Annotated in this window: 18 protein-coding genes; 10 read left to right on the forward strand and 8 right to left on the reverse strand. The window is 75.6% G+C overall.

Annotated features, from left to right (window positions below):
• Positions 1-26: 26 nt before the first annotated feature.
• Positions 27-1,268, reverse strand: coding sequence for an ABC transporter ATP-binding protein (locus J0910_RS13195; RefSeq protein WP_420158789.1), 1,242 nt, complete (start codon positions 1,266-1,268; stop codon positions 27-29).
• A gap of 667 nt (positions 1,269-1,935) precedes the next feature.
• On the opposite strand from J0910_RS13195, the gene lnt reads away from it, so the two are divergent.
• The 3 genes from lnt (at position 1,936) to J0910_RS13210 (ending at position 5,160) form a co-directional block, all read left to right on the forward strand.
• The gene (gene lnt, locus J0910_RS13200) at positions 1,936-3,549 is read left to right on the forward strand and encodes an apolipoprotein N-acyltransferase (RefSeq protein ID WP_420161988.1); all 1,614 of its coding nucleotides are present in this window, start codon (positions 1,936-1,938) and stop codon (positions 3,547-3,549) included.
• A 112-nt stretch (positions 3,550-3,661) separates the two neighbouring features.
• Positions 3,662-4,174 (forward strand): FxsA family protein, encoded by a 513-nt coding sequence (locus J0910_RS13205; protein ID WP_420161989.1) that lies wholly within the window; start codon positions 3,662-3,664, stop codon positions 4,172-4,174.
• 200 nt (positions 4,175-4,374) lie between these two features.
• Positions 4,375-5,160 carry an HAD-IIA family hydrolase gene (locus tag J0910_RS13210; RefSeq protein ID WP_420161990.1) on the forward strand — a complete coding sequence of 262 codons (786 nt, stop codon included), beginning with the start codon at positions 4,375-4,377 and terminating at the stop codon, positions 5,158-5,160.
• Positions 5,161-5,335: 175 nt separating this feature from the next.
• Here the strand turns inward: J0910_RS13210 and J0910_RS13215 are convergent, their stop codons facing one another.
• Entirely contained in the window at positions 5,336-5,719 is a 384-nt protein-coding gene (locus tag J0910_RS13215) for an RNA polymerase-binding protein RbpA (protein WP_420158790.1), read from the reverse strand.
• Between the two features lie 474 nt (positions 5,720-6,193).
• On the opposite strand from J0910_RS13215, the gene J0910_RS13220 reads away from it, so the two are divergent.
• Positions 6,194-7,399 (forward strand): cation:proton antiporter, encoded by a 1,206-nt coding sequence (locus tag J0910_RS13220; RefSeq protein WP_420158791.1) that lies wholly within the window; start codon positions 6,194-6,196, stop codon positions 7,397-7,399.
• 40 nt (positions 7,400-7,439) lie between these two features.
• Here J0910_RS13220 and J0910_RS13225 read toward each other — a convergent pair whose 3' ends face one another.
• The 3 genes from J0910_RS13225 to J0910_RS13235 all read right to left on the reverse strand — a co-directional run bounded on the left by J0910_RS13225 (position 7,440) and on the right by J0910_RS13235 (position 10,235).
• Positions 7,440-7,844 carry a nitroreductase family deazaflavin-dependent oxidoreductase gene (locus tag J0910_RS13225; protein ID WP_420158792.1) on the reverse strand — a complete coding sequence of 135 codons (405 nt, stop codon included), beginning with the start codon at positions 7,842-7,844 and terminating at the stop codon, positions 7,440-7,442.
• Between the two features lie 101 nt (positions 7,845-7,945).
• A complete protein-coding gene (locus J0910_RS13230) occupies positions 7,946-9,343 on the reverse strand; it encodes an MFS transporter (protein WP_420158793.1) in 1,398 nt (465 codons plus the stop codon).
• A 94-nt stretch (positions 9,344-9,437) separates the two neighbouring features.
• Positions 9,438-10,235, reverse strand: coding sequence for a glycerophosphodiester phosphodiesterase family protein (locus J0910_RS13235; protein WP_420158794.1), 798 nt, complete (start codon positions 10,233-10,235; stop codon positions 9,438-9,440).
• A 156-nt stretch (positions 10,236-10,391) separates the two neighbouring features.
• On the opposite strand from J0910_RS13235, the gene J0910_RS13240 reads away from it, so the two are divergent.
• Entirely contained in the window at positions 10,392-10,754 is a 363-nt protein-coding gene (locus tag J0910_RS13240; protein ID WP_420158795.1) for an Rv3235 family protein, read from the forward strand.
• Between the two features lie 359 nt (positions 10,755-11,113).
• Here the strand turns inward: J0910_RS13240 and J0910_RS13245 are convergent, their stop codons facing one another.
• The gene (locus J0910_RS13245; protein ID WP_420158796.1) at positions 11,114-12,127 is read right to left on the reverse strand and encodes an Lrp/AsnC family transcriptional regulator; all 1,014 of its coding nucleotides are present in this window, start codon (positions 12,125-12,127) and stop codon (positions 11,114-11,116) included.
• 219 nt (positions 12,128-12,346) lie between these two features.
• Between J0910_RS13245 and J0910_RS13250 the strand changes: the two genes are divergently transcribed.
• From J0910_RS13250 to J0910_RS13265, 4 genes are all read left to right on the forward strand, one after another.
• Entirely contained in the window at positions 12,347-13,624 is a 1,278-nt protein-coding gene (locus J0910_RS13250) for a metal-dependent hydrolase family protein (RefSeq protein ID WP_420158797.1), read from the forward strand.
• A 33-nt stretch (positions 13,625-13,657) separates the two neighbouring features.
• Entirely contained in the window at positions 13,658-15,256 is a 1,599-nt protein-coding gene (locus J0910_RS13255) for an AbgT family transporter (protein WP_420158798.1), read from the forward strand.
• Between the two features lie 79 nt (positions 15,257-15,335).
• Positions 15,336-16,577, forward strand: coding sequence for a metal-dependent hydrolase family protein (locus J0910_RS13260; RefSeq protein ID WP_420158799.1), 1,242 nt, complete (start codon positions 15,336-15,338; stop codon positions 16,575-16,577).
• A gap of 595 nt (positions 16,578-17,172) precedes the next feature.
• Positions 17,173-18,921: a glycosyl transferase family 2 gene (locus J0910_RS13265; RefSeq protein WP_420158800.1), complete on the forward strand. Its 1,749-nt coding sequence runs from the start codon at positions 17,173-17,175 to the stop codon at positions 18,919-18,921.
• 103 nt (positions 18,922-19,024) lie between these two features.
• Here J0910_RS13265 and pstS read toward each other — a convergent pair whose 3' ends face one another.
• Both pstS and aroQ read right to left on the reverse strand, forming a co-directional pair.
• Positions 19,025-20,146, reverse strand: coding sequence for a phosphate ABC transporter substrate-binding protein PstS (gene pstS / locus J0910_RS13270; RefSeq protein WP_420158801.1), 1,122 nt, complete (start codon positions 20,144-20,146; stop codon positions 19,025-19,027).
• Positions 20,147-20,322: 176 nt separating this feature from the next.
• Positions 20,323-20,796, reverse strand: a complete 474-nt coding sequence (gene aroQ / locus J0910_RS13275; RefSeq protein WP_420158802.1) for a type II 3-dehydroquinate dehydratase — start codon at positions 20,794-20,796, stop codon at positions 20,323-20,325.
• Between the two features lie 347 nt (positions 20,797-21,143).
• On the opposite strand from aroQ, the gene J0910_RS13280 reads away from it, so the two are divergent.
• Positions 21,144-23,969 carry an alpha-amylase family glycosyl hydrolase gene (locus J0910_RS13280; protein ID WP_420158803.1) on the forward strand — a complete coding sequence of 942 codons (2,826 nt, stop codon included), beginning with the start codon at positions 21,144-21,146 and terminating at the stop codon, positions 23,967-23,969.
• Positions 23,970-24,038 lie beyond the last annotated feature (69 nt).

Genomic DNA, 24,038 nt, shown 5'->3' on the forward strand with positions numbered 1-24,038 from the left:
GGCCCGGAGCGCCGGGGGCCGGCGGATCAGGCGTTGGCCGGGTGGCCGATGGCCAGGCCGCTCTCCTTGTCGAAGAAGTGCAGCTGGGTGACGTCCACGGCGAGGGTGAGGGCCTTGCCGGGGGAGACCTCGCTGCGCGGGTTGACCCGGGCGGTGAACACCGAGCGGTCGCCGGAGAGCGGCAGCGAGGCGGCGCCCTCGTCGTCCTCGCCGCCGCCGGACGCGTCGGCGGCCAGCGCCGCGGCGTCCTCGTGCTGCACCGGCGGGGCGTCCACCCCGAAGATGACGTTGATCTCGGTGCCCAGCTCCTCGGTGACGTCCGCGGTGACCTGGATCGTCGCGGCGTCGTGCGCGGCCAGGGCGGCGTCGTCGAAGTCGGAGGGGCGGATGCCGAGGATGAGCGAGCGGCCGAAGTAGTCGCGCAGCCCCTCGCGGGAGTCGAGCACCTCGGCGGGGACCGGCAGCTTGTGCGAGGCGAAGGAGAGCACCCCGGCGTCGCCGTCGCGCTGCAGCTCGGCGCCGACGAAGTTCATCGCGGGGGAGCCGATGAAGCCGGCCACGAACAGGTTCACCGGGTTGCGGAACAGGTTCTTGGGGGTGTCCACCTGCTGCAGCCGGCCGTCGCGCAGCACCGCGACCCGGTCGCCCAGGGTCATCGCCTCCACCTGGTCGTGGGTGACGTAGACGGTGGTGACGCCGAGCCGCTCGTGCAGCTGGTTGAGCGAGGCGCGCATCTGCACCCGGAGCTTGGCGTCCAGGTTGGACAGCGGCTCGTCCATCAGGAACGCCTGCGGCTCGCGGACGATGGCCCTGCCCATGGCGACCCGCTGCCGCTGGCCGCCGGAGAGCGCGGCCGGCTTGCGCTTGAGGTAGGTCTCCAGGCCGAGCATGGCGGCGGCCTCGGCGACCCGGCGCTGGATCTCCGGCTTGGCGATCTTGCGCAGCTTCAGGCCGAAGGCCAGGTTCTGCTCGACGGTCATGTGCGGGTAGAGCGCGTAGTTCTGGAAGACCATGGCGATGTCGCGGTCCTTCGGCGGCCGGTCGTTGACCACCTCGTCGCCGATCCGCAGCTCGCCGGCGCTGATCTCCTCCAGGCCGGCGATCATCCGCAGCGCGGTGGACTTGCCGCACCCGGAGGGGCCGACCAGCACCATGAACTCGCCGTCGGCGATCTCCAGGTCGAGGCCGTCGACGGCCTTCACACCGGTCGAGCCCTTGCCGCCGCCCGAGTAGACCTTGTCGACGCCGCTGAGGGCGATCTTCGCCATGGGACCAGCTCCCGTGTCCATACCTGATCGATCGCTGATCGATCTTGAGCGTTGTGTCGATCACATCGAACATCATCGGACGCGTTCTGTCGATGCGCCGCCCGGTTTCGATCCGGTTTCGGTCACGCGGGCGGTTCCGGGCGGGGTCCGGGCGGAGGCGGTGACCGCCTCGTTCACCTCTGGTTTCCATCCCGTTCCACGAGTGGCGTGGAATCGGTGGGTGCTGTTAGCCTGTCGGCGGTTATCCGATTCCGGGGCGCCGTGTGCGCCCGTCGGCGCATGCCGGGCCCGATCGGCCCGGTTCCGTGCCGGGCCGGTGCGGCCGGGTCCGACACGGGCGCCGGGGGTTGCAGCGGACACTCGGGAGTCTGGGTAATCTAGCGAACCAGTCCAGCACTGGACGGACCGGTTGAGCGGTCCGGGACTTGCCTCGCCGGCCGCCGCGCCACGCACCAGGTGCGGCCGGGGGCCGGGTAAGGACCGGGGTGCCGCGACCGGGCGGGGGGTTGGACCCGGAAAAGGCCCGAACATCCAGTAGACAACGGTCTCCGCGCTCGCCGCCGACGAGACGGATCCGGTCCGAAGGGTGCTTCGGGCCTTTTCCGCGTCCCCCCATACCGCCCCGCTCGGCGCGGGGCGGTGGCAAACGGTGGAAAGCGAGTCGAACGTGGTAGCCCAGGGCGCCCTTCCCGACACCGGCGACGCCGGAGAGGAACCGACCGCCTCCACCCCCCGGAGCCGCTTCCGCCTGCCCGGCCGGTCCGCTCTGCCGAGCGCCGCCGCGGCGGTCGGCTCCGGGCTGGCCCAGCTCTTCGCGCTCCCGCCGTACGGCCTGTGGTGGCTCGGCCCGATCGGCGTGGCCCTGCTCGGCTGGGCGCTGTACGGGGTGCGCCCCCGCCGCGCCGCCTGGCTCGGCCTGCTCTCCGGCGCGGTGCTGATGGTCCCGCTGCTCCAGTGGCAGGACGTGTTCGGCGCCGACGTGTGGCTGATCATCGCCGCCGCGGAGACCGCCTACTTCGTCCCGATGGCGATGGGCCTCTCCCTGCTCTACCGGTTCCGCTGGTGGCCGCTGTGGACCGCGGCCGTCTGGGTCCTCCAGGAGGCCGTCCGGGCCCGCTTCCCGCTCGGCGGCTTCCCCTGGGGCAAGCTCGCCTTCGCCCAGCCGGACACGCCGCTCGGCGGCTACGCCGCCTGGGGCTCCTCCGCGCTGGCCTCCTTCGCCGTGGCGCTGACCGGCACCCTGCTGCTGGCCGCGGTCCTCAAGGCCGCCTCCGCGCCGCGCAGCGGCCGCGCCCTGGGCGCCGCCGCGGGCCTGCTGGCCGGCGCGGTCGCGGTGACCGGCGCGGGCGCCCTCGCCCCCCGGATCGGCGCGCCCGCCACCGACCACACCGCCGCCGTCGCGATGATCCAGGGCGACGTGCCCAACGCCGGCGAGATGGACATCCTCGGCGAGCGGATGCAGGTGCTGCGCAACCACACCGAGGCGGTGCACGAGCTGGCCGAGGCGGTGCGGGCCGGCGAGGCCGAGCGGCCCGACCTGGTGGTGCTCCCGGAGAACGCCAGCGACATCGACGCCTACACCGACCCCGAGGCCGCCGGGCTGATCACCGCCGCCGCCCGGGACATCGGCGCCCCGCTGCTCTTCGGCATCACCCGCTACAGCGAGGACGGCACCGAGCGGGAGGTCCGCAGCGTGGTCTGGGACCCCGAGACCGGCCCCGGCGAGCACTACACCAAGCGCTTCCTGGTGCCCTTCGGCGAGTACGTCCCCTACCGGGACTTCTTCACCCGGTTCGTCTCCCGGCTGGAGCGGGTCGGCAGCGACGCGGTGCCCGGCACCGAGCCCGGAGCCCTGGACCTCGGCGGCACCACTCTGGGCGCCGCGATCTGCTTCGACGTCGCCTTCGACGCCCCGGTCCGCGAATCGGTGCTGGCCGGCGGCCAGATCATCGCGGTCCCCACCAACAACGCCAACTACAACTTCACCGGCCAGTCCGACCAGCAGCTGGCCATCACCCGGCTGCGCGCGGTCGAGCACGGCCGCCCCGCGGTGGTCGCCTCCACCAGCGGGGTCAGCGCCTTCGTCGACGAGCGCGGCGAGGTGCTGTACCGCTCCCCGGAGGCCGAGCGGGACTGGCACGTCGCCGAGCTGCCGGCCAAGACGGGCTTCACCCCGGCCACCCGGCTCGGCCCGGTGCCCGAGGCGCTGCTGTGCGCCGCCGCCCTGGGCGCCCTGGGCGCGGCCCTGGTCTCCGCCCGCCGGGCCCGCCGCACCGGGTGAACCGCCCGGCGGCGGAGGTGAGAACCGGGTGAGGATCGGCCGGTCCGGGAACGCCGCGCGCTCGCGGCGCGTTCAACACGGTGGGAAGCGGAATCGTTCGAGGATGGTGCCCATGCCGCTGCTGATCGTCCTGGCGCTGCTGGCGCTGCCCTTCGCCGAGATCGCACTGATGATCGCGGTCGGCTCCTGGATCGGAGCGCCGTGGACCATCGCCCTGCTCTTCCTGCTCTCGGCCGCCGGCGTGCTGGTGCTGCGCCGCGCCGGGACCAAGGCGTTCCGCGAGGCCGACGCCGCGATGCGCACCGGCACCCCGCCCCAGGGCGGCCTGCTGGGCACCCTGATGCTGATGGTCGGCGGCATCCTGCTGGCCGTCCCCGGCTTCCTCACCGCCGCGGTCGGCGCCGTCCTCGCGCTGCCCTTCACCCGGCCCCTGCTGCGCTGGGCGTTCGCCTCCTGGGCCGAGCGGCGGATCAAGAAGATGGGCGTCACCGTGCACGGCGCCTTCCCGGACGGCTCCGGCGTCCCCGGCCAGCGGGGCGGCTCCGAGCGCGGGGCACCCGGCCGCGGCAAGGTCATCCAGGGCCGCTTCACCGACTCCCCCGGGGAGCCCGGCGCCCCCGCCTGAGACCCTCGCCCCCTCTCCCGATGGCCGTGGCGCAGCGGCCCAGCCAGAGCGCTCTGGCAGGCCGCCGCGCCACGGCCATCGGCCGTTCCCGTGCCCGGGGCCGCTGTGCGCTCGGTCCCTTCCGGTGCGCCGGTGTCGTTTCCACCCGTGACTCAGGGGACAATCGAGACGTGAGCAATGAATCGGGCTGGAACTTCCTGATGGACATGGACGGGGTCCTGGTGCGCGAGGAGCACCTGGTCCCGGGGGCCGACGCGTTCGTCGCCGAGCTGCGCGACAACGGGATCGGCTTCATGGTGCTGACCAACAACTCGATCTACACCCCGCGCGACCTCCAGGCGCGCCTCAAGCGGACCGGGCTGGAGATCCCCGAGGGCTCCATCTGGACCTCGGCGCTGGCCACCGCCCGGTTCCTGGACGAGCAGCGCCCCGGCGGGTCGGCCTACGTCGTCGGCGAGTCCGGGCTGACCACGGCGCTGCACAACATCGGCTACGTGCTGACCGACCGCGACCCCGACTACGTGGTGCTCGGCGAGACCCGCACCTACAGCTTCGAGGCGATCACCCGGGCCATCCGCCTGGTGGAGAACGGGGCCCGGTTCATCGCGACCAACCCCGACGAGAAGGGGCCGAGCCGCGAGGGCTCCCTCCCGGCCACCGGCGCCGTCGCCGCGCTGATCGAGCGGGTCACCGGCCGCGCCCCCTACTACGTCGGCAAGCCCAACCCGCTGATGATGCGCTCGGCCCTGCGCACCCTGGGCGCCCACTCCGAGAGCACCCTGATGATCGGCGACCGGATGGACACCGACGTCCGCTCGGGCCTGGAGGCCGGGCTGCAGACCATCCTGGTGCTCTCCGGCATCTCCGACCGGGACACCGCGGACCTCTTCCCCTACCGCCCCACCAAGGTCCTGGACTCCGTCGCGGACCTGGTGGGCACCACCCGCGACCCGTTCGGCACCGCCGCGGCGGCGGAGAACGCCTAGCGCGCCGCGGGAGGACCGGTCCGGCCCCGCCCCTCCCCGGAGGCGGGCGCGCCGCCCCGGGGCGGCCCTGACGGGCCCCGGGACGGCGGCGGGCGGCGGCCCCGGCAGGGCCGCCGCCCGATATCGACCACCGCTTCCCGCGAGTGCGGGGCGCCCGGATCCGCCTCCCCCCGGATCAGGCGCTCTTGCGCTGGGCCGCGATGGCCTCCATGTGCTCCCGCTCCTCCCTGCGCCGGTCGCGCAGGAGCTGGAGGCGCTCGGCGAGGACCTCCTCCAGCTCTTCCATGCTCCGCCGCTCCAGCAGCATGTCCCAGTGGGTGCGGGCGGGCTTGGCCTTCTTCTCCTGGGGCTCCTGGCCGTTGACCATCAGGGCGTTGTCGCCGCAGAAGCGGCATTCCCAGTTGGGCGGAGTCTCGGCCTCGGTCGCGAAGGTGACGGAGAAGCGATGACCCCGAGGGCAGTCGTAGGTGACCTCCTGGCGCGGGGCCAGGTCGGTGTTGCGGTCGTTCTCGTAGCTCGTCGCCCCGAGCCGGGTACCGCGAAGTGCTCGCTCGGCCATCGTCTGCATGCCTCCAGGCGCTCTAGCGGTCTTCGTGGATGTAACGTGCCGGTCCGTGTCAAGATTCCCCGGGCGACGGTGATCCAACCGTGCGATAATGTCCTGCCGCTCGGGCCCCGGGCCGCACCGTGCGCGTTCTCCTCGGGGGCCGCCCCTGGTCGCGTCGGCTCACGCCAAGGCCGTACGCGCGGCGATCATGACCCCCGGATCGGGTGCAACGCCCCCCGCACCCGCCGGATTCCCGGGCCACCGGCCTTTCCCGCCTTTTCCGGTACCGGACCACTCCGGGAACACCGGCCCCCCGGGTTCGGGCCGGCCGGCCGGTTTCCGTCCGGAGGCGGCCCCGGCGGAACCGCCCGCCCCGCCGCGCGGGCCCCTCGGAAGGGCCGGCCGCGTGTCGCGGCCCTTGGACCGCGGCGCCCCTGCATAGGGTGCCGCCGACGGGGAGGCGGCACGGGGGCTTGAGGGGGCGCCGTGGAGGGGGAGTCGGCGGAGACGCTGAGGATGCTGCTGGTCATCCTCACCGCGGCGTTCCTGGCGCCGCTGGTGAGCGACCGGATCGCCCGCTGGGTGGTGGTCCCGGCCACGGTGCTGGAGATCCTGTTCGGCATCGCGCTGGGCCCGGCGGGCGCCGGGCTGGTCCGGGAGACCGAGGCGGTGGCGATGCTCTCCGAGCTCGGGCTGGCCCTGCTGATGTTCATGGCCGGCTACGAGATCGACTTCGACCGGATCAAGGGGCGGCCGCTCCGCCGGGCCCTGCTGGCCTGGCTCTGCTCGGTCGCGCTGGGGGCGGCGGCCGGGGTCCTCTTCTTCGGCGCCTCGCAGACGGCGCTGATCATCGGCCTGGCGCTGACCACCACCGCGCTGGGCACGGTGCTGCCGATCCTGCGCGACTCCGGGGCGCTCGGCGGCGCGTTCGGGACGCGGTTCCTCGCCTCGGGCACGGTGGGCGAGTTCGGGCCGATCGTGCTCATCGCCCTCCTGCTCAGCGGCTACCGCCCGATCGAGGGGACGGTGCTGCTGGCGGTCTTCTTCGCGCTGGCCGGGCTGGCGGCCTGGCGCGCCACCCGGCCGCCCTCGGAGCGGCTGGGCCGGCTGCTCCGCGCCACCCTGGGATCCAGCGCCCAGCTCGCGGTCCGGCTCTGCATGCTGCTGGTGGTGCTCCTGGTGTGGGTCGCCTCCAGCATGCGGCTGGACGCGCTGCTGGGGGCGTTCGCGGCCGGGGTGATCGTGCGGCTGATGCTGGCCACCAACCACCCGGAGGAGGCGGAGGTGGTGGAGTCGAAGATGGACGCCGTCGGCTTCGGCTTCCTCATCCCGCTCTTCTTCGTGGTCACAGGGGTCCGCTTCGACCTCCCGGCGCTGCTCGCCGACCCGCTCGCCCTGCTGCTGGTCCCGCTCTTCCTGGTCGCGCTGCTGGTGGTCCGGGGCGGGCCGGAGTACCTGCTGTCCCGGGGCGAGCTGACCGGGGCCGAGCGCCCCGCGCTGGCGCTGTTCTCCGCCACCGCGCTGCCGCTGCTGGTGGTGCTGACCGCGATCGGCACCGAGTCCGGAGCGCTGGACGGCGCGGTGGCGGCCGCCCTGGTGGGCGCCGGCATGCTCAGCGTGCTGGTGCTGCCGCAGGCGGCCGGCGCCCTGCTGCGCCGGGAGGCGCGGGCCGGCGGGCCGGAGCGGGGCTGACCGCCGGGGCGCCCCGGCCCGGCCGCCGGCGCCGCCGGGCTCAGCCGACCCGGTCCAGCACCACCACCGGGATGTCCCGCTCGGTCTTGGCCTGGTACTCGTCGTACTGCGGCCAGGTCGCGGCCATCACCGGCCACAGCCGCCGCTTCTCCTCCGCCGAGGCGGTGCGCGCCCGCGCGGTGAACCGGTCGTCCCTGACCTGCACGCCGACCTCGGGGTCGGCGAGGATGTTCCGGTACCACTGCGGGTGCTCGTCCGCCCCGCCCTTGGAGGCCACCACCACGTAGGAGCCGCCGTCCCGCCGGTAGATCAGCGGGGTGCTGCGGGGCAGCCCCGAGGAGCGGCCGGTGGTGGTGAGGATCAGCACCGTGGTGCCGTTCCAGTCGTGCCCCTCGGCGCCGTCGGTCTCCTGGTACCTGCGCACGTGCTCCTTGCCGAACAGCATCGTCCCCCCTGCGGAACCTCTCCGGTACTCGGGCGCGGCGGACGCCGCCGGTGAGTCCTACCCCGGAGGGGCGGGCGCCACGCGGGCGCCCGCCCCTCCGGTCACACCTTCTCCGGGGCCTCGTTGCCGACGTCGCGGATGCCCTTGCGGATGTCGGTCCGCCACAGCAGGAAGCCGCCGACCACGAAGAACACGATCAGCGAGAGGATCGCCACCCGGTACCCGCCGGTCCAGGTGACCGCCAGGGTCACCGCGAGCGAGCCGAGCAGCGACGACCCCTTGTCGCTGATCTGGTAGACGGCGAAGTACTCCGCCTCCCGGCCGCGCGGGATGAGCTGCGAGAACAGCGCCCGGGAGAGCGCCTGGGAGCCGCCGAGGACCAGGGCGATGCCCACCGCCAGGGCGACGAAGAGCAGCGGCTCGCCGGCCGGCAGCAGGTAGCCCAGGCCGACCAGGACGCACCACACGCCCAGGGTGCACAGCACCGCGTTCTTCGGTCCGATCCGGCGGGCCAGCGCGCCCACCGCCAGCGCCCCGCCGAAGGCGACGAACTGGATCATCAGGATGGTGCCCATCAGCACCTCCTGGGAGATCCGCAGGTCCTGGGTGGCGAACGGCGCCGCGTACCGCAGCGCCGCCTGGATGCCGTCGTTGAACAGGATGAACGCCAGCAGGAACAGCAGCGTCTGCGGGTAGCGCCGCATGCCCCTGACGGTGTGCACGAACTGGCCGACCGTCGCCCCCGGGCGCAGCCGCGGGCCCTGCGCGGCCGCAGCGCTGTACCGGTTGCGCAGCGGCCTGAGCGCCAGCAGCATGAAGCCGACCCACCAGACGCCGACCGAGGCGAACGCGATGCGCACCGCCTCGCCCTGCTCCAGCCCCAGCGACGGGGCGGCCATGACCAGCCCGAGGTGCGCGGCGAGCAGGACCGCCCCGCCCAGGTAGCCGACGGCCCACCCGGTGCTGGAGACCCGGTCCCGCTCGTCCGGGGTGGCGATCTCCAGCAGGAAGGCGTTGTAGACCACCTCGGCGGCGCCGTAGGCCACGTTGGCGGTCAGGAACAGCAGTGTGGAGAGCAGGTAGCCGTCGGTGGTCAGGTACAGGGCGCTCACCGCGAGCGCGCCGGTCAGGGCGAGCGAGAACAGCCAGCCCTTCTTGTTCCTGGACCGGTCGGCCAGCGACCCCACGATCGGCAGCAGCAGGATCTGCAGCAGGATCGCGACCACGGTGGCGGCCGGGTACAGCGCGTTCGCGTGCACCTCGATGCCGAGCGGGTACACGTAGTAGGCGCCGCCGGTGCAGGCCGCGGTGTCGGGCGCACCGGCCTCCGCGCAGGCCAGGCCGCTCAGGTAGGGGCCGATCAGCACGGTGATCACCGAGGTGAAGAAGACCTGGTTGGACCACTCGTAGAGGTACCAGCCGCGCTGCTCCCTGCGGCGCTGCGCGGGGTCGGGCGAGGGGGCGTTGCCGGGGTCGGGCTTCGGGGCCGCGGGGGTCATGGGGAGCGCCGTCCGTCCTGGGGTCCGGGGGAGCAGGCCGGGGAGGGGCCGGCCGGGGGCGTGCGGGGCGGGCCGCCGGCGGCGGCCGCGCCGGTCACCGCCCCGCCCCGGGCCAGGCGCCGCGGGCGGCGAGCACGTCGCGCAGCCCGGCGGTGTCGTCGGTGACGATGCCGTCCACGCCGGCGTCGAGCAGCCGCTCCATCACCGCGGTGTCGTTGACCGTCCACACGTGCACCTGCATGCCGAACCGGTGCGCGGTGGCGATGAGGTCCCGGCTGAGCACCGGGAAGCCGTTCATCTCGGTGGGGATCTGCACGCAGTCCACCCCGCGCCGGACCAGCGGCAGCAGCGGCGGGACCAGTGAGGCGAACCGCAGCCGGGCCACGTCCCAGGGGCCGCAGGAGAGCGCGGTGCGCCGGTCGGAGAGGCGGCGGACCCGGTCCAGCCGGCGCTGGTCGAACGAGCCCAGGCAGACCCGGTCCCAGGCATCGGTGCGGCGCAGCACCTCGATCAGCGGCTCGACCGCGCCGTCGGACTTGACGTCGATGTTGAACCGGGCCTCCGGCCAGGAGCCCAGCATCTCCTCCAGCACCGGTACCGGCTCCTCGCCGCCGACCCTCGCCCGCTTGACCTCGCTGTAGGGCAGCTCGGCGATGGCGCCGGGCATGTCGGTCGCCCGGTCCAGGGTCTCGTCGTGGAAGGCCAGCAGCACGCCGTCCCGGGTGGCGTGCACGTCCGTCTCCAGATAGCGGTAGCCCAGGTCGATCGCGTGCTGGAACGCCGCCGCGGTGTTCTCCAGCCCGGTGCGGGGGCGCCCGGAGGCGTCGAGGGGCCAGCCGCCCCGGTGGGCGAGGCCGATGGGGACGGGGGAGTCGAGATACCGGTGAGTCACATCAGCAGTATGCCGGGCGTCACAGGCCGCCGGATCCACCGGGGACGACAGATTCGGGGAGAAAGCTGGAATTCCGGGTGACCGGGGAGCGGCCGGTCCGGTTCTGTCCAGGTGCCGGACGCAGCGGCGCCCGGCGCAGCCCGGAAGGAGACCGCAGTGCACCCCCGACCCTGCCGTTCCCGCCGCCCCCGACTGCACGCCCCCCGCTGCCCCGTCCAGGCCGCCCGCCTGGCCCAGATCACCGCCGAGGTGCTGGCCGGCGAGCGCGCCCCCGACCAGGTCGCCGGCCTGGTCGCGCCGCGCGCCTACGCGCTGCTCCGCCGCCGCGTCGGCGCCTACCGGTGCCGCAACCGCCCCCGGGTCCGCAGCGCCTGGCTGCGCCCGGCCGGCCCCGGCGTGGCCGAGCTGGGCGCGGTCGTCGAGGTCGGCGCCCGCCGCCGCGCCCTGGCCATCCGGGTCGCCGACCACCCCGGCGGCTGGCTGTGCACCCACATCGAGGGCGACTTCGGGCGCTGCTGACCCCGGAGAGGCCCCGGCCCCGGTGCGGAGCACCGGGACCGCTCCGGCCGCGGGGAGGCCCTTGCCTTCTGCGGAGGCGCCTCCCGCGTCCGGCCGGAGCAGGACCGCGCCGGCCCTCCCGGAACCGGCGGACACGGCGGAGCCAAGGCCCGCCCGGCCCGCGCCCTCTGGTCCTCCTGCCGCTGCGGCCGGCGGGGCCGGACGGGGAGCGCTCCCCGCCCTCGGCGCGGGGGGACGGGCGGGCCGGCAGGGGAGGGGCCGATGCGCCGGACCTCCCGGAACCGGCGGACACGGCGGAACGCGCCCCCGTCCCCGCCGCCGGAGCCCCTCCCGGGGGGAGAGCCCCCCCGGGGCGGCGGTCAGCGCGGGGAGGCCTCCGGCAGGTGCAGCCGGAGCGGGACGGTGCGCACGTAGCGCTGCGCGCGGTCCAGGACGTTGCCCATGAACTTGAAGGTGTGCAGCACCATCCGCCGGTCGGAGACGCGCAGCCCGGGAAGGGCCTCCAGCAGCCGGTGCTCCACCCGGGTCAGGTCGGGGACGGTGCGCAGCCAGACGATGAAGTGGGTGTTCTCCGGGCCGGCGATGGTGCTGCACAGCCGGAGCTCCGGAACCCGCTCGCCGAGGTCCTCGGTGCGCTCCAGCACCTGCGGGTCCACCGTCCCCCAGAGCACGGCCGCGGTCGGCCAGCCCATCTCGGCGCGGGCGATGTCGCAGCGCAGCCCGATGATCCCGGAGCGGATCAGCCGGTTGAGCCGGCGCGCGGCGGTGGTCGGCGCGATGTCCAGCCGCTCGGCGATCCGCTGGTAGCCCATCCGGCCGTCGGTGCAGAGCAGGTCCGCGATGCGCTGGTCCAGCTCGGTGACCCGGTCGTCGCCGCCGTCCTCCTCGGTCCGCGGGGACAGCCCGCGCAGCCTGCGGCGCTGCTCCGGGGAGAGCGCGCGGACCTGCCAGCGGTGCGCCTCGGAGACCACCCGGGTGACCATGTGCACCCGGTAGGAGACCACGTCGGGGAAGGCGCCGATCCAGTCCATCAGGTAGTCGGCCATCCCCTGGCCCGGCGCGACGGTGAGCAGCAGCTGGTGGGAGCCGGCGGTGAACTGGATGCTGAGCGTCCCGGGGTCCTCGGCCAGCGCGGAGGCGACCTGCTCGACGGTGCCGTTGCGGCAGGTCAGCTCCAGATAGGCCATGTTCCGCCGGGTGGTCAGCCGCTCCCGGGGGAAGACGGTGATCCGGGCCAGCCCGGACTCCTCCAGCCGCCGCCACCGGCGGGCCAGGGTGGTCGCGTCCGCGTCCAGGATCGGGGCCAGGTCCGACCACGCGGCGCGCGGGGCCAGCTGCAGCGCGTTGATCAGGGACAGATCGAACTCGTGCAAGCTGCTGGATTCCTGCATCGGACCCCCGAGGGAAAATCTTTTCCGGCGATTCTCGATGTTCACCTTTATCACACCGTAGGTTTCCGCAGAGCCGGAGCAAGGCCCTGAGCTGGGGGTTTCCGGAAGGTTACGGACCCGCTCGGACGCGCTTCCGCCCCGTGGAACGCGGCCGGGCCGAGGCCGGCCCGTGCGGCCGGCGACACGGAAAGGTGGCACCCGATGTCCTCGCAGGACACGATCGTCGTCCGCAACGGAGCCGTCATCGACGGGACCGGGGCCGGCCCGCGCCCGGACTGGGCGGTCGTGGTCCGGGGCGGGCGCATCGACTGGACGGGCCCGGCCGCCGAACTGCCCCGGATCGGCGCCGGCCACCGGGTGCTCGACGCCCGCGGCGGCACGATCCTGCCCGGTTTCATCGACGCCCACGTGCACCTGACCATGCCGGCCGGCGGGATCAACCCCGCCCACCTGCTCGACGACCCCCCGCACTACGGCTACTACCGGGCGATCCCGATCCTGCGCGCCACCCTGGAGGCGGGCGTCACCGGCGCCCGCGACCTCGCCGGGATGGACATGGCGGTGCAGAAGGCGGTGGACGAGGGCGTCGTCGACGGCCCCCGGCTCACCATCGCCTACCGGGCGCTCGGCCCCACCGGCGGGCACGGCGACTTCCGCACCTGCTGCGGCTTCGACTCCGGCACGGTGCTCGGCCCCGACGGCGGCATCTCGATGCTCACCGACGGCGTCGACGAGGCGCTGCGCAACACCCGCGAGGCGATGCGCCGCGGCGCCGGCGTGATCAAGGTGATGGCCAGCGGCGGCGTGTGGAGCCCGCGGGACACCCCCTGGCACGACGGGCTCAACGTGGAGGAGATGACCGCGATCGTCCGGGAGGCCGCCGGGCACGGCGTCCCGGTCGCCGCGCACGCGCAGAGCGCGCGGAGCATCCGCAACGCCCTGGCCGCCGGGGTGACCAGCGTCGAGCACGGCTACGAGATCGACGCCCGGGGCATCGACATGCTCGGCGAGAGCGGGGCCTTCCTGGTGCCGACGCTGTCCACCGCGACCACCCCGCCCGACCCGGAGAGGTCGGCCCCCTACGCGGTGGCCAAGAAGCTCAAGCTCCAGGAGCACCTGAGCGAGAACATCTCCGCCGCCATCGCCGCCGGGGTCAAGGTCGCGCTGGGCACCGACGCCGGCATCTGCCCGCACGGCCGCAACCTGCGCGAACTGGAGCTGCTGGTGCAGCACGGGATGACCCCGATGGGCGCCCTGCTGGCCGGCACCCGCAACGCCGCCGAGCTGCTCGGCACCGACGCGGAGGTCGGCACCCTGGAGCCCGGCAAGCGGGCCGACGTCGTGGTCTGCGCCGGCGACCCGCTGGCCGACATCGCGCTCCCCGGCGACCCGGACAACATCACCGCGGTCCTGATGGACGGCACCGTCCGCAAGGACACCACCGGAGCGCTCCGGGCCGCCCCGGGCGCCGAAGACTGATCCCCTTTCCCCTTCCCCCTGGTGAGGTGACCCATGACCACGCCGAGCCGCAAGAGCGAGCGCGCCTCCGCCCCGCCGGCCCCCGGGCGCATCGCCCGGTTGCTCGACGGCATCGAACGCGTCGGCAACCGGATCCCCGATCCGTTCGTGCTGTTCCTCATCCTGTTCGCCCTGGTCGCCGTGGTCTCCGCGGCCATGGCGGCGCAGGGCGCGCAGGTCGAGGTCCCCGGCGGTGAGGACGGCCCGCAGCCGATCCGCAGCTTCTTCACCGCGGAGGGGCTGACCTGGCTGACGACCTCGCTGGTGAGCAACTTCATCGGCTTCCCGCCGCTGGGCGTGGTGCTCACCGTGCTGCTGGGCGTCGGCGTGGCGCAGCGGACCGGCCTGCTGATGGCCCTGGTCCGCCGGGCCTTCGGCAGCGCCCCGCGCTGGCTGCTGCCCTACGTGGTGGCGCTGGTCGCGGTCTCGGCGAGCATCATGAGCGACGCCTCCATGGTGGTCGTCCCGCCGCTGGCCGCCATGGTGTTCAAGGCCGCCGGCCGGCACCCGGTCGCCGGGCTGATGGGCGGGTTCGCCGTCGCCACCGCCGCCTTCAGCTGCAGCCCCTTCATCACCAGCACCGACGCGCTGCTGTCCGGCATCACCAACACCGCGGCCGCCGGGGTCGACCTGGGCACCCACGTCAGCCCGGTCTCCAACCACTTCCTCACCTTCACCATCGCGATCCTGCTCAGCCTGGTCGGCGGCCTGCTCATCGACCGGGTGCTGGAGCCCTCCCTGGAGCGGGCGAAGGTCACCCGGGAGCGGGTCGCCGCCGAGGACGCGGGCCGCGCCGAGGAGGGGCCGGACACCCGGATGGACCCGGAGCTCTCCCCGGAGGAGCGGCGCGGGCTGCGCTGGGCCGGGGTGACGCTGCTCGTCCTGGTCGCCGCGGTGCTGGCGGTCTGCCTGCCGGAGGGCGCGCCGATGCGCAACGAGGACGGGGCGTTCCTGCCCGAGTCCCCGCTGCTCAGCTCGGTGGTCTTCCTGGTCTTCCTGGTGCTCGCGCTCCCCGGCGTGGTCTACGGCCTGGTCACCCGCTCCATCACCGCGGGGGCCGACGTCGCGCGGATGATGGGCCACACGATCAAGGAGATGTCCGGCTTCATCGTGCTGGCCTTCGTGATGGCCCAGTTCCTGGAGCTGTTCAACTGGACCAACCTGTCCACCTGGATCGCGGTGCAGGGCGCGGAGGGGCTGGAGGCCACCGGGTTCACCGGGTTCCCCGCCGTCGTCTGCTTCATCCTGCTGGCCTTCCTGATCAACCTGTTCATCATCTCCGGGTCGGCGCAGTGGGCGCTGTTCGCCGCGGTGTTCGTGCCGATGTTCGCGCTGCTCGGATACGAGCCGGGCTTCATCCAGGCGGCGTTCCGGGTCGGCGACTCCACCTCCAACGTGCTCTCCCCGCTCAGCCCCTACGTGGTGATCATCCTCGGCTTCCTGCGGGCCTACGAGCCCAAGGCGGGGATCGGCACCGTCATCGCGCGGTCGCTCCCCTTCTCCCTGGTCTTCCTGGTGCTGTGGACACTGGTGCTGGCGGTCTTCTTCTTCGCCGGCATCCCGGTCGGCCCCGGCATGGAGGCCCGCATCTGACCCGGTCCGCGCCGCGCCCGTCCCGGGCGCGGCGCGGACCCCGCGACAGCCCGTCCGCACGCACCCGTGAGGAGCACACATGACCGCCCGCAGGACCCTCTACCGGAACGCGACCCTGATCGACGGCACCGGGGCCGCCCCGGTGGCCGACGCCGTCGTCGCGGTGGCCGACGGGGTGATCGGCTACGCCGGGCCCGCCGCGGGGGCGCCCGGGCCCGCCCCCGGCGACACCGTGGAGGACCTCGGCGGCCGCACCCTCCTGCCCGGCTTCATCGACGCCCACGTGCACTTCGGCATCGGCGACAGCCGCCAGATCCTGTTCAACAACGCGGAGATCCCGCGCAGCCTGCACGCCTTCGAGACGGCCGAGCGGATGCGCCGCACCCTGGAGGCCGGCGTCACCACCGCCCGCGACCTCGGCGGAACCGACGCGGGCTTCCGCACCGCCCAGCAGCGGGGACTGCTCTCCGGCCCCCGGCTGAGCCTGGCCCTGCGCCTGGTCAGCCATACCGGCGGGCACGCCGACTTCACCCTGCCGACCGGCGTCGACCTGCACACCTGCGGCGGCAACTCGATGTCGGAGATCGCCGACTCGGTGCAGGAGGCCCGGGTCGCGGCGCGGCGGCTGATGCGGGACGGCGCCGACGTGATCAAGGTCTGCGCCACCGGCGGCGTCTCCAGCCCCTCGGACACCCCCGACGACGAGGGGCTCACCTCCGAGGAGATCGCGGCCATGGCGGCCGAGGCCGCCCGGCACGGCGGCCGGCCCGTCGCCGCGCACGCCCAGGGCGCGGCCGGCATCCGCAACGCGGTGCGCGGCGGGGCGGCCAGCATCGAGCACGGCTACCTCGTCGACGGCGAGGGCATCGACCTGATGCTGGAGCACGGGACCTACCTGGTGCCGACCCTGGCCACCTTCGACTTCGAGGACCGCGTCCACCTCATGACGGAGAAGGCGGTGCGGACCAAGCGGGAGCTGGCCGGGCGGACCTTCGAGCGGATCTCCGAGGCGGTGCGGCGCGGGGTCAAGGTGGCGATGGGCACCGACGCCGGGATCTCCCCGCACGGCGGCAACCTGGCCGAGCTGGGGCACCTGACCCGGGTCGGGCTCTCCCCGATGGAGGCGATCACCGCGGCCACCCGCAACGCCGCCGAGCTGCTCGGCCTCGCCGACCGGGTGGGCACCGTGCGCGAGGGCATGCTGGCCGACCTGGTGGTGTGCGAGGGCGACCCGCTGGCCGACATCGCCCTGCCCGCCGACCCGGACAACATCGTCCTGGTGGTCCAGGAGGGGCGCACCGTCAAGGACATCCGGGCCTGACGCGGTGGGGAGGGCCGGGCCGGCGCCGCGCGCACGCCCTCCGCACCGGCCCGCCCGCCGGCGGTGCGCCCGCCGGGGGCGCTGAACGCGGGCGCGCTGCGGGGCACCGGCTTCGCCTCAGGTCCGCTCGTCCGGGGCCCTCCACGCGTCCGGCCCGCTGGACAGGCGGGCCGGACCGCTCCGCAGGGTCCGCCCGCCGGGGCCGCCGCGCCGCCGGAGGGCCGGGCGCGGGCGCGCCGCGGGGCACCGGCCTCGCCTCCGGTCCGGCCGGGGCGGCGCGCCCGGCGCGGCGGCGGGCGCCGACCGGTCCGTCGGCCCGGGAAGGCCCCGGGGCGGGAGCCGGCCCTCCTCGGCGCGCCGCGCCGCCGGGCGTCCGAGCGGCGGCCCGCAGAGCCGCTCGGGAGGGCCGTCGTGCCCCCGGGGCCGGAGCGGTGCTCTCCGGAGGCGGCCGCGCGGGGCGGGGCGCCTCCGGCCGGCGCCCGCCGCGCCCCCGGCAGAGTGGATGCGAAACCGCAGGTCGGAGCGGAAGCCGACACCGGCGCGCTGGTGGGCCCGGAAACCCGGGTATCGCTTTCCGTAACGTTATAGTGTCGATGTGTTGTCGCAATGCCACTCGGGGTCGCCCGAGGGCGGCTCCCCAGCCGACCGCCGCGTGCAGCCGTCCCGCACGCGGGTCTTCCGCAACGACTGGACGGCGCTGGTACCGCCGGAACCCGCCTCCTGGCGGCCCGAACTCGCGGTCAGCGTGGTCGTCCCGGCGTTCCCCGGAGACCGGCTGGAGCTGACGCTCGCCGCGCTGTCCGTGCAGACCTACCCGGCGCACCTGCTGGACGTGGTGGTGGTCGCCCCGCAGGGGCTGCGGCTACCGCTCTCCGGGGAGATGCTGCCCGACCGGCTGCACGTGGAGCGGGCCCCCGCGCACGCCGGCCCGGCCCGGGCCCGCGCCGCCGGGGCCCGCGCCGCGTCCGGGGAGGTCGTCTGCTGGCTGGACGCCGGAACGCTGGTGGACCCGTTCTTCGTCGAGGTCCACGCGCGCTGGCACCACCTCCGCCCGGAGTGCGTCACCTTCGCCGACCTGCTGCGGGCGCGCCGGGCCCCGGACGGCCCGACCGGCGCCGGGGCGCTGGCGATGTCCGGCGGCATGGTCGACGAGCTGGGCGCCGACGGGGCCAGCCCGCCGCGCGACGCCCTGCTGGAGGCCACCGCCGACCTCGCCGAGGCCGCCGAGGACGGGTACCGGGCCTTCACCTCGGCCGCCACCGCGGTCCGCCGCACCCTCTACGAGGGCATCGGCGGCCCGGAGACCAAGGACGACCACGAACTCGGCCGCCGGCTCTGGCACGCCGGGGCGCTGTTCGTCCCGGACCGCGACGCCCCGGCCTGGCGCACCGGCGCCCAGGGCGGGGGAAGGGCCGCCCCGTGGTCCGACCCCGGGCGCACGGGCGGCCGCGGCACCGCTCAGCCGCTGGTCCGCGCGGTGATCGACGTCGAGGGCGCCCCCTACGACATGGTCCGCGCCTGCGTCGACCGGCTCCTCGACGGCACCGAGTCCGACCTCGACGTGGCGCTCGCCGCCGACTGGGACGCCCGGGAGGAGCCCGGCGGCGACCCGATGGACCTGCGCCTGCTCCAGGCCGCCTACCTCACCGACCCCCGGGTCGGCTTCACCGCGCGGCCGCCGGGCACCGGCTTCCCGGCGCCGTTCGTGCTCCGCCTCCCGGTCGTCTGGGGGGTCGCCCCGGACACCCTGGCGGTGATGGTCGCCCGCGCCGAGCGGGCCCGGGCCGGCCTGGTCGAGCTGATCCCCGACCCCGGCGGCGGCAACGACGCCGGCGTCCGGCTGTGGCGCACCCGGGCCCTGCTGCGCGGCATGCGCGACCGGCGGGAGGAGGAGGGGCTGGCGGAGGCGGTGGAGTCGGTGTACGGCCGCTACCGGATCCAGTGCGGCCCCGGTGCGCTGACCGACCTCACCGACCCGGAGGCGCGCCGGTACCGCTCGGCGGTCCCGCGCGCCAAGCCGGCGGCGGTCCCGCAGCCGGCCCCGCCCGGCGACACCGGGCAGCCCGCGGGCCGCGGCCGCCCGGCCCGGGGGAGGGGTCCCCGGCCTGCGCGGCGCCGCCGCGCCGCGGGGGCGCCGAATAGCGGAGGGCGGCCCCGGTCCCCGGCGGGGACGGGCCTTCGGCCGCGCGGATCCGCCCCGCCCGCCTGCGCGCGCTGCCGCCGGGGCCGATTCCGGAGGGGCGCCGCAGGGCCGGGCAGGGGCCGGAAGCCGGCGTCGCCCGGTCGATGGGGGAAGACAACGACCGGGTGGGGAGGCCGGTCCCGGCCCGCTGCGCGGTCATGACACTCCGCCATGCCGACCCTACCCCGGGTGAGGCGGTGCCGGAAACGGCGGGCCGCCCGCGGAGCGCTCCGCGGGCGGCCCGCCGTGAAAGGTGCGCCGGGGGTCAGCCCCGGGCCGCGCCGGTGCCGATGGCGTCCAGGGTCTTCTGCAGGTCGCCCCGGATCTCCTCGGGCAGCGGGGCCGACCCGGTCTCCTCGGAGGCGGCCTCCTGGCCCTCCGGGCTGATCACGTAGGACAGGAAGTCGCGGATCCTGCCGTTCTCCGGCCCGTCCCCGTAGTCCATGCAGGCGATCTGGTAGCTGACCAGGACGATCGGGTAGACGCCGGGCTCGGTGGTGCCGTAGTCGATGTCGATGGCGTGGTCGTACTCGCCGCCGCCCTTCCGCTTGGGGGAGGCGGCGACCACGGAGGCCGCCGACTCCGGGGACACCTCGACGAACTCGCCGCCGACGCCCACCGCCGCGGCCGACATGTGCCCCACGTGGGACGCCTCGACGTAGCCGATGGTGCCCTCGCCGCCGCTGACCGCCTCGGCGATGCCGCTGTTGCCCTGGGCGGCCTCCACCGGGGGCACCGGCCACTGCCCGTCCGCCTCGTCCGGCCACGCCTCGGGGGCGGCGGCGTGCAGGTAGGCGGTGAAGTTCTCGGTGGTGCCGGACTCGTCCGAGCGCGAAACCGGGGTGATCCGCCGGTCCGGCAGGTCGGCGTCGGGGTTGTCGTCCGCGATCGCCGGGTCGTTCCAGCGCTTGATCTCGCCGCGGAAGATGCCCGCGATCGTCTCCGGCGCGAGGTTGAGCCCGTCCACGCCCTCCAGGTTGAACACCACCGCGATCGGCACCACGTAGGCCGGGATGTTCACGGCCGGGGAGCCCTCGCACCGCTCGACGGCCTCGGCGGCCTCGGTCTCGTCCAGCGCCGCGTCCGACCCGGCGAAGTCCACCGCGCCGTCCAGGAACTGGCTGCGGCCGCCGCCCGAGCCGATCGCGTCGTAGAACACCAGGGCGTCCTCGCACTCCGTCTGGTAGCCCGCGATCCACGTGGTCATCGCGTTCTCCTGGGCGCTGGAGCCCGAGCCGGCGAGGTTTCCGCCGAAGCAGGACAGGTCCGCGGGGACGGGGATCCGGTCGCGGCCGCGGACGGCGTCGTCGCTGCCGCACGCGGTCGTCAGGGCGACGGCGGTCGCGAGGGCGGCCGCGGACAGCGTGCGATACGTGGACGGGCGCATGTCTGTGTGGTTCTCCCCCTGTTGGGCGCCTGGCGAGGCGGTGCGTGCGCGGGCGCTCCGAGCGCCGCCGCTCCCGCGACCGGCCCGGACCTCGGCGCCGCTGAACGGGCGCCGACGACGAATTTAACAACCGGTGACAAGTGGGCCGAACCCGGCACGCCCCCGGAGGCCCGGACTCAGCCCCCGGCGCCCCCGCGCTCGGAGATCCGCGCCAGCACCGCGCGGAGCCCCAGCTCGTAGCCTGCCACACCGCACCCGGCGATATAGCCCTGCATCACGGGAGCGGTGACCGAGGTGTGCCGGAACTCCTCGCGCGCGTACACATTGGAGATGTGGACCTCGACACACGGGGTGTCGACCGCGTCCACGGCGTCCCGCAGCGCGATGCTGTAGTGGGCGAACGCGCCGGGGTTGATGACCACGCCGTCGAGGTCCCGGGCGCGGTGGACGTGCTCGACCAGGACGCCCTCGTGGTTGCTCTGCGCGCACTCCACATCGGCCCCGAGCTCCGCGCCCAGCTCGGTGACCCGGCGCTCGATGTCGGCCAGCGACGCGGTCCCGTACTGCGCGGGGTCGCGGTGGCCGAGCAGGTTCAGGTTGGGGCCGTTGAGCAGCAGGACGGTCGGGCGAGCGGAGGAGTCGTGGGACAACGGGCGGGCCTTCCGTGCGGATCGGATCCGGCCGCGGGCGCTCGGGCGGCCGGCGCCGCCCAGCTTAGGGCGTCCGCCGAGGTCCCCGCTCGGCCGCTGTGCGGGGACCGCCCCGCTCCGCCCCCCGCCGCCCCGGCGCGGCCGGTCCCGGCCGCCCTCGGCCGGGCGGGGAAGGCGCCGGGGCCGGTACCGCTGCGCCGGGCACCGGTCTCCGCCCGTCCGGGACCGCTGGGAGCACCGGGAGCGCACCGGGCGGGGGAGCGGAGGAGGCCGCCCGCCCCGCGGCCCGGCGGGGGAGCCGCGGCCGGGGTTAGAGCCGGCCGGGCCGCGGGCAGGACCGTGGTCGGATGAGCGAGAAGCCCCGCCGCGAAGGCGCGCCCCCGGTCCCGACATCGACCTACCGGATGCAGCTCCGCCCGGGAGGCGGGCTGGGCGATGCCCGCGCCCTCGCCGGCTACCTGGACCGGCTCGGCGCCGGCGCGCTGTACACCGCGCCGCTGCTCACCGCCGCCCCCGGGTCGTCGCACGGCTACGACGGGGTCGACCCGAGCGCCGTCTGCCCGGAGCTCGGCGGCGAGCAGGCCCGCCTGGAACTGGCCGAGCGCCTGCGCGGACTCGGCATGGGGCTGGTCGCCGACATCGTGCCCAACCACATGTCGGTGGCGCTCCCGGAGGCCAACCCGTGGTGGTGGGAGGTGCTGCGGGACGGGCCGGGGTCCGGGCGCGCCGGCCACTTCGACATCGACTGGACCCGCGGCCCGATCGAGCTGCCGGTGCTGCCCGACGACGGCGACAGCGGCGGCGCGGCGCTGGACCGGCTGGAGCTGGAGGACGGCGCGCTGGTCCTGGACGGCCGCCGCTACCCGGTCGCCCCCGGCACCGCCCCGCCCGGCACCGCCCCGCCCGGCACCGCCCCGCCCGGCACCGCCCCGCCCGGCGCCGCCCCCGCCGAGGTGCACGCGGCCCAGCACTACCGGCTGGTGTCCTGGCGGCGCGCGGCCGAGTCGATGTCCTACCGCCGCTTCTTCGACGTGACCGAGCTGGCCGCGGTCCGCACCGAGGACCCCGAGGTGTTCGACGCGCTCCACGCCGAGGTGCTGCGCTGGGCGGAGCGCGGCGAACTCGCCGGCCTGCGCGTCGACCACCCGGACGGCCTCGCCGACCCCGGCGGCTACCTGCGCCGGCTGCGCGACCGCTTCCCCGGGTGGATCGTCGCGGAGAAGATCCTGCACCCCGGGGAGGAGCCGCCCGCCTCCTGGCCGGTCGACGGCACCACCGGCTACGACGCGCTGCGCGAGGTGTGCGGGCTGTTCGTCGACCCCGGCGGCGAGGCCCCGCTGACCCGGCTGGCCGACTCCCTGGGCGTGCCCACCGACCTGCCGCATCTGGAGCGCACCGCCAAGGAGCAGGCCGCGGGCGCCCTGCTGGCCGCCGAGACCGACCGGATCGCCCGGGTCCTCACCGGCGGCCGCCCGGACCCCGCGGCCCGCCGCGCGGTCGCCGCCCTGCTCGCCTCGTTCCCCGTCTACCGCACCTACCTGCCCGAGGGGGAGCGGGACTGGGCCCGCGCCCTGGCCCGCGCCCGGCACCGCCTCTCCGGCCTCCCCGACGACGCGCGGAGCCCGCTCGACCCGCCCCCGGGCCCCGGCGGGGACGGCGGGAGCACGGCCGCCGGAGCCGCCCGCTCCGGCAGCGGGCGGAGCGTCCCCGAGCCGCCGGGCGGCGGGGGCGGGCAGGCGGAAGGGAGCGGTCGCCCCCCGGCGCAGGCCGGCCCGGGGGGAGCGGTCCCGCCGGAGGGCGCGGCGCGGCCCTCGCCCGGAGCCGGCGCGGGCGGCAGGGGCGCGGCGGCCGGGCACCCTCCGCCGCAGGGGGCCGGCCGGACGGAGGAGGGGGCGCGGCCCGAGGACGCGGGCCGCCGTCCCCAGCGGGGGGCGGACTCCGCCGGCCCCCTTGAGGAGGCCGCCGCAGAGCGGGGACCGCACCCCGCCGCGCCGGGCGGTTCCGCCGAGGCGCTCGCCGCGCTCGAGGAGATCGGCCGGCGGGTGCGCGAGGACCCCGCCGGGGAGCTCGCCGTCCGGATCCAGCAGACCAGCGGGATGGTGACGGCCAAGGGCGTCGAGGACACCGCGTTCTACCGGGCCACCCGGTTCGTCGCGCTGAACGAGGTCGGCGGCGACCCGGGCGCCTTCGGGGTGGGGCCCGAGGAGTTCCACGCGGCGGCCGCCCGCCGGGAGGCGGTCCGCCCGGCGTCGATGACCACCCTGTCGACCCACGACACCAAGCGCTCGGAGGACGTCCGGGCGCGGCTCGCGGTGCTGTCGGAGATGGCCGAGGAGTTCGCGGGGGCGGTGCGCGGCTGGAGCCGGCGCAGCGGCCTCTCCGAGCCCTCGCTCGACCTGCTGGCCTGGCAGACGCTGGTCGGCACCTGGCCGGTCAGCGCCGAACGGCTCCGCTGCTACCTGCTCAAGGCCGCCCGGGAGGCCAAGCTCCGCACCTCCTGGACCGACCCGGACCCCGCCTTCGAGGAGGAGGTGCTGGCCTGGCCGGAGCGGGTCCTCGGCGACGAGCGGCTCGCCGCCGACGTGGCCGGGTTCGTCGACCGGGTGCGCCGGCCGGGCTGGAGCAACGCGCTGGGGCAGAAGCTGCTCCAGCTCACCATGCCCGGGGTGCCCGACGTCTACCAGGGGACCGAGCTGTGGGACCTGTCCCTGGTCGACCCGGACAACCGGCGCCCCGTGGACTTCACCGCCCGGGACGTCCTGCTGGAGCGGCTGGAGTCCGGCCGCCGCCCGCCGGTGGACGCCACCGGGGAGGCCAAGATGCACGTCGTCCGCCAGGCCCTGCACCTGCGCCGCCGCGCCGACCTGCGCGGCTACCTGCCGCTGCCGGCCGCGGGGCCGGCCGCCCGGCACGCCGTCGCCTTCGCCCGCGGCCCCCGGGCCGGGGCGGTGGCGGTGGCCACCCGGCTCCCGGTCGGCCTGGCGGCGTCGGGCGGCTGGCGGAGCACCGTCCTCCCGCTGCCCTGGGGGCGGGGCTCCTGGCGCGACCTGCTCTCCGGCCGCTCCTTCCCGGCCGGCCCGCCCGAGGCCCCGGCCGCGCCCCGCCTGGGCGACCTGCTCTCCCGCTACCCGGTCGCCCTCCTGGTCCGCGAGCCCGCCCCGGATCAGGGCTGACCCCGGGGCGGGCGGTGCGGGCGCGGCGGCGCGCTACGCTGGGCCGCGATCATGGCTACCACGCACGAG

It is taken from the genome of Nocardiopsis oceanisediminis (genome assembly GCF_048595525.1).
Taxonomy (GTDB): Bacteria; Actinomycetota; Actinomycetes; order Streptosporangiales; family Streptosporangiaceae; genus Nocardiopsis_A; species Nocardiopsis_A oceanisediminis.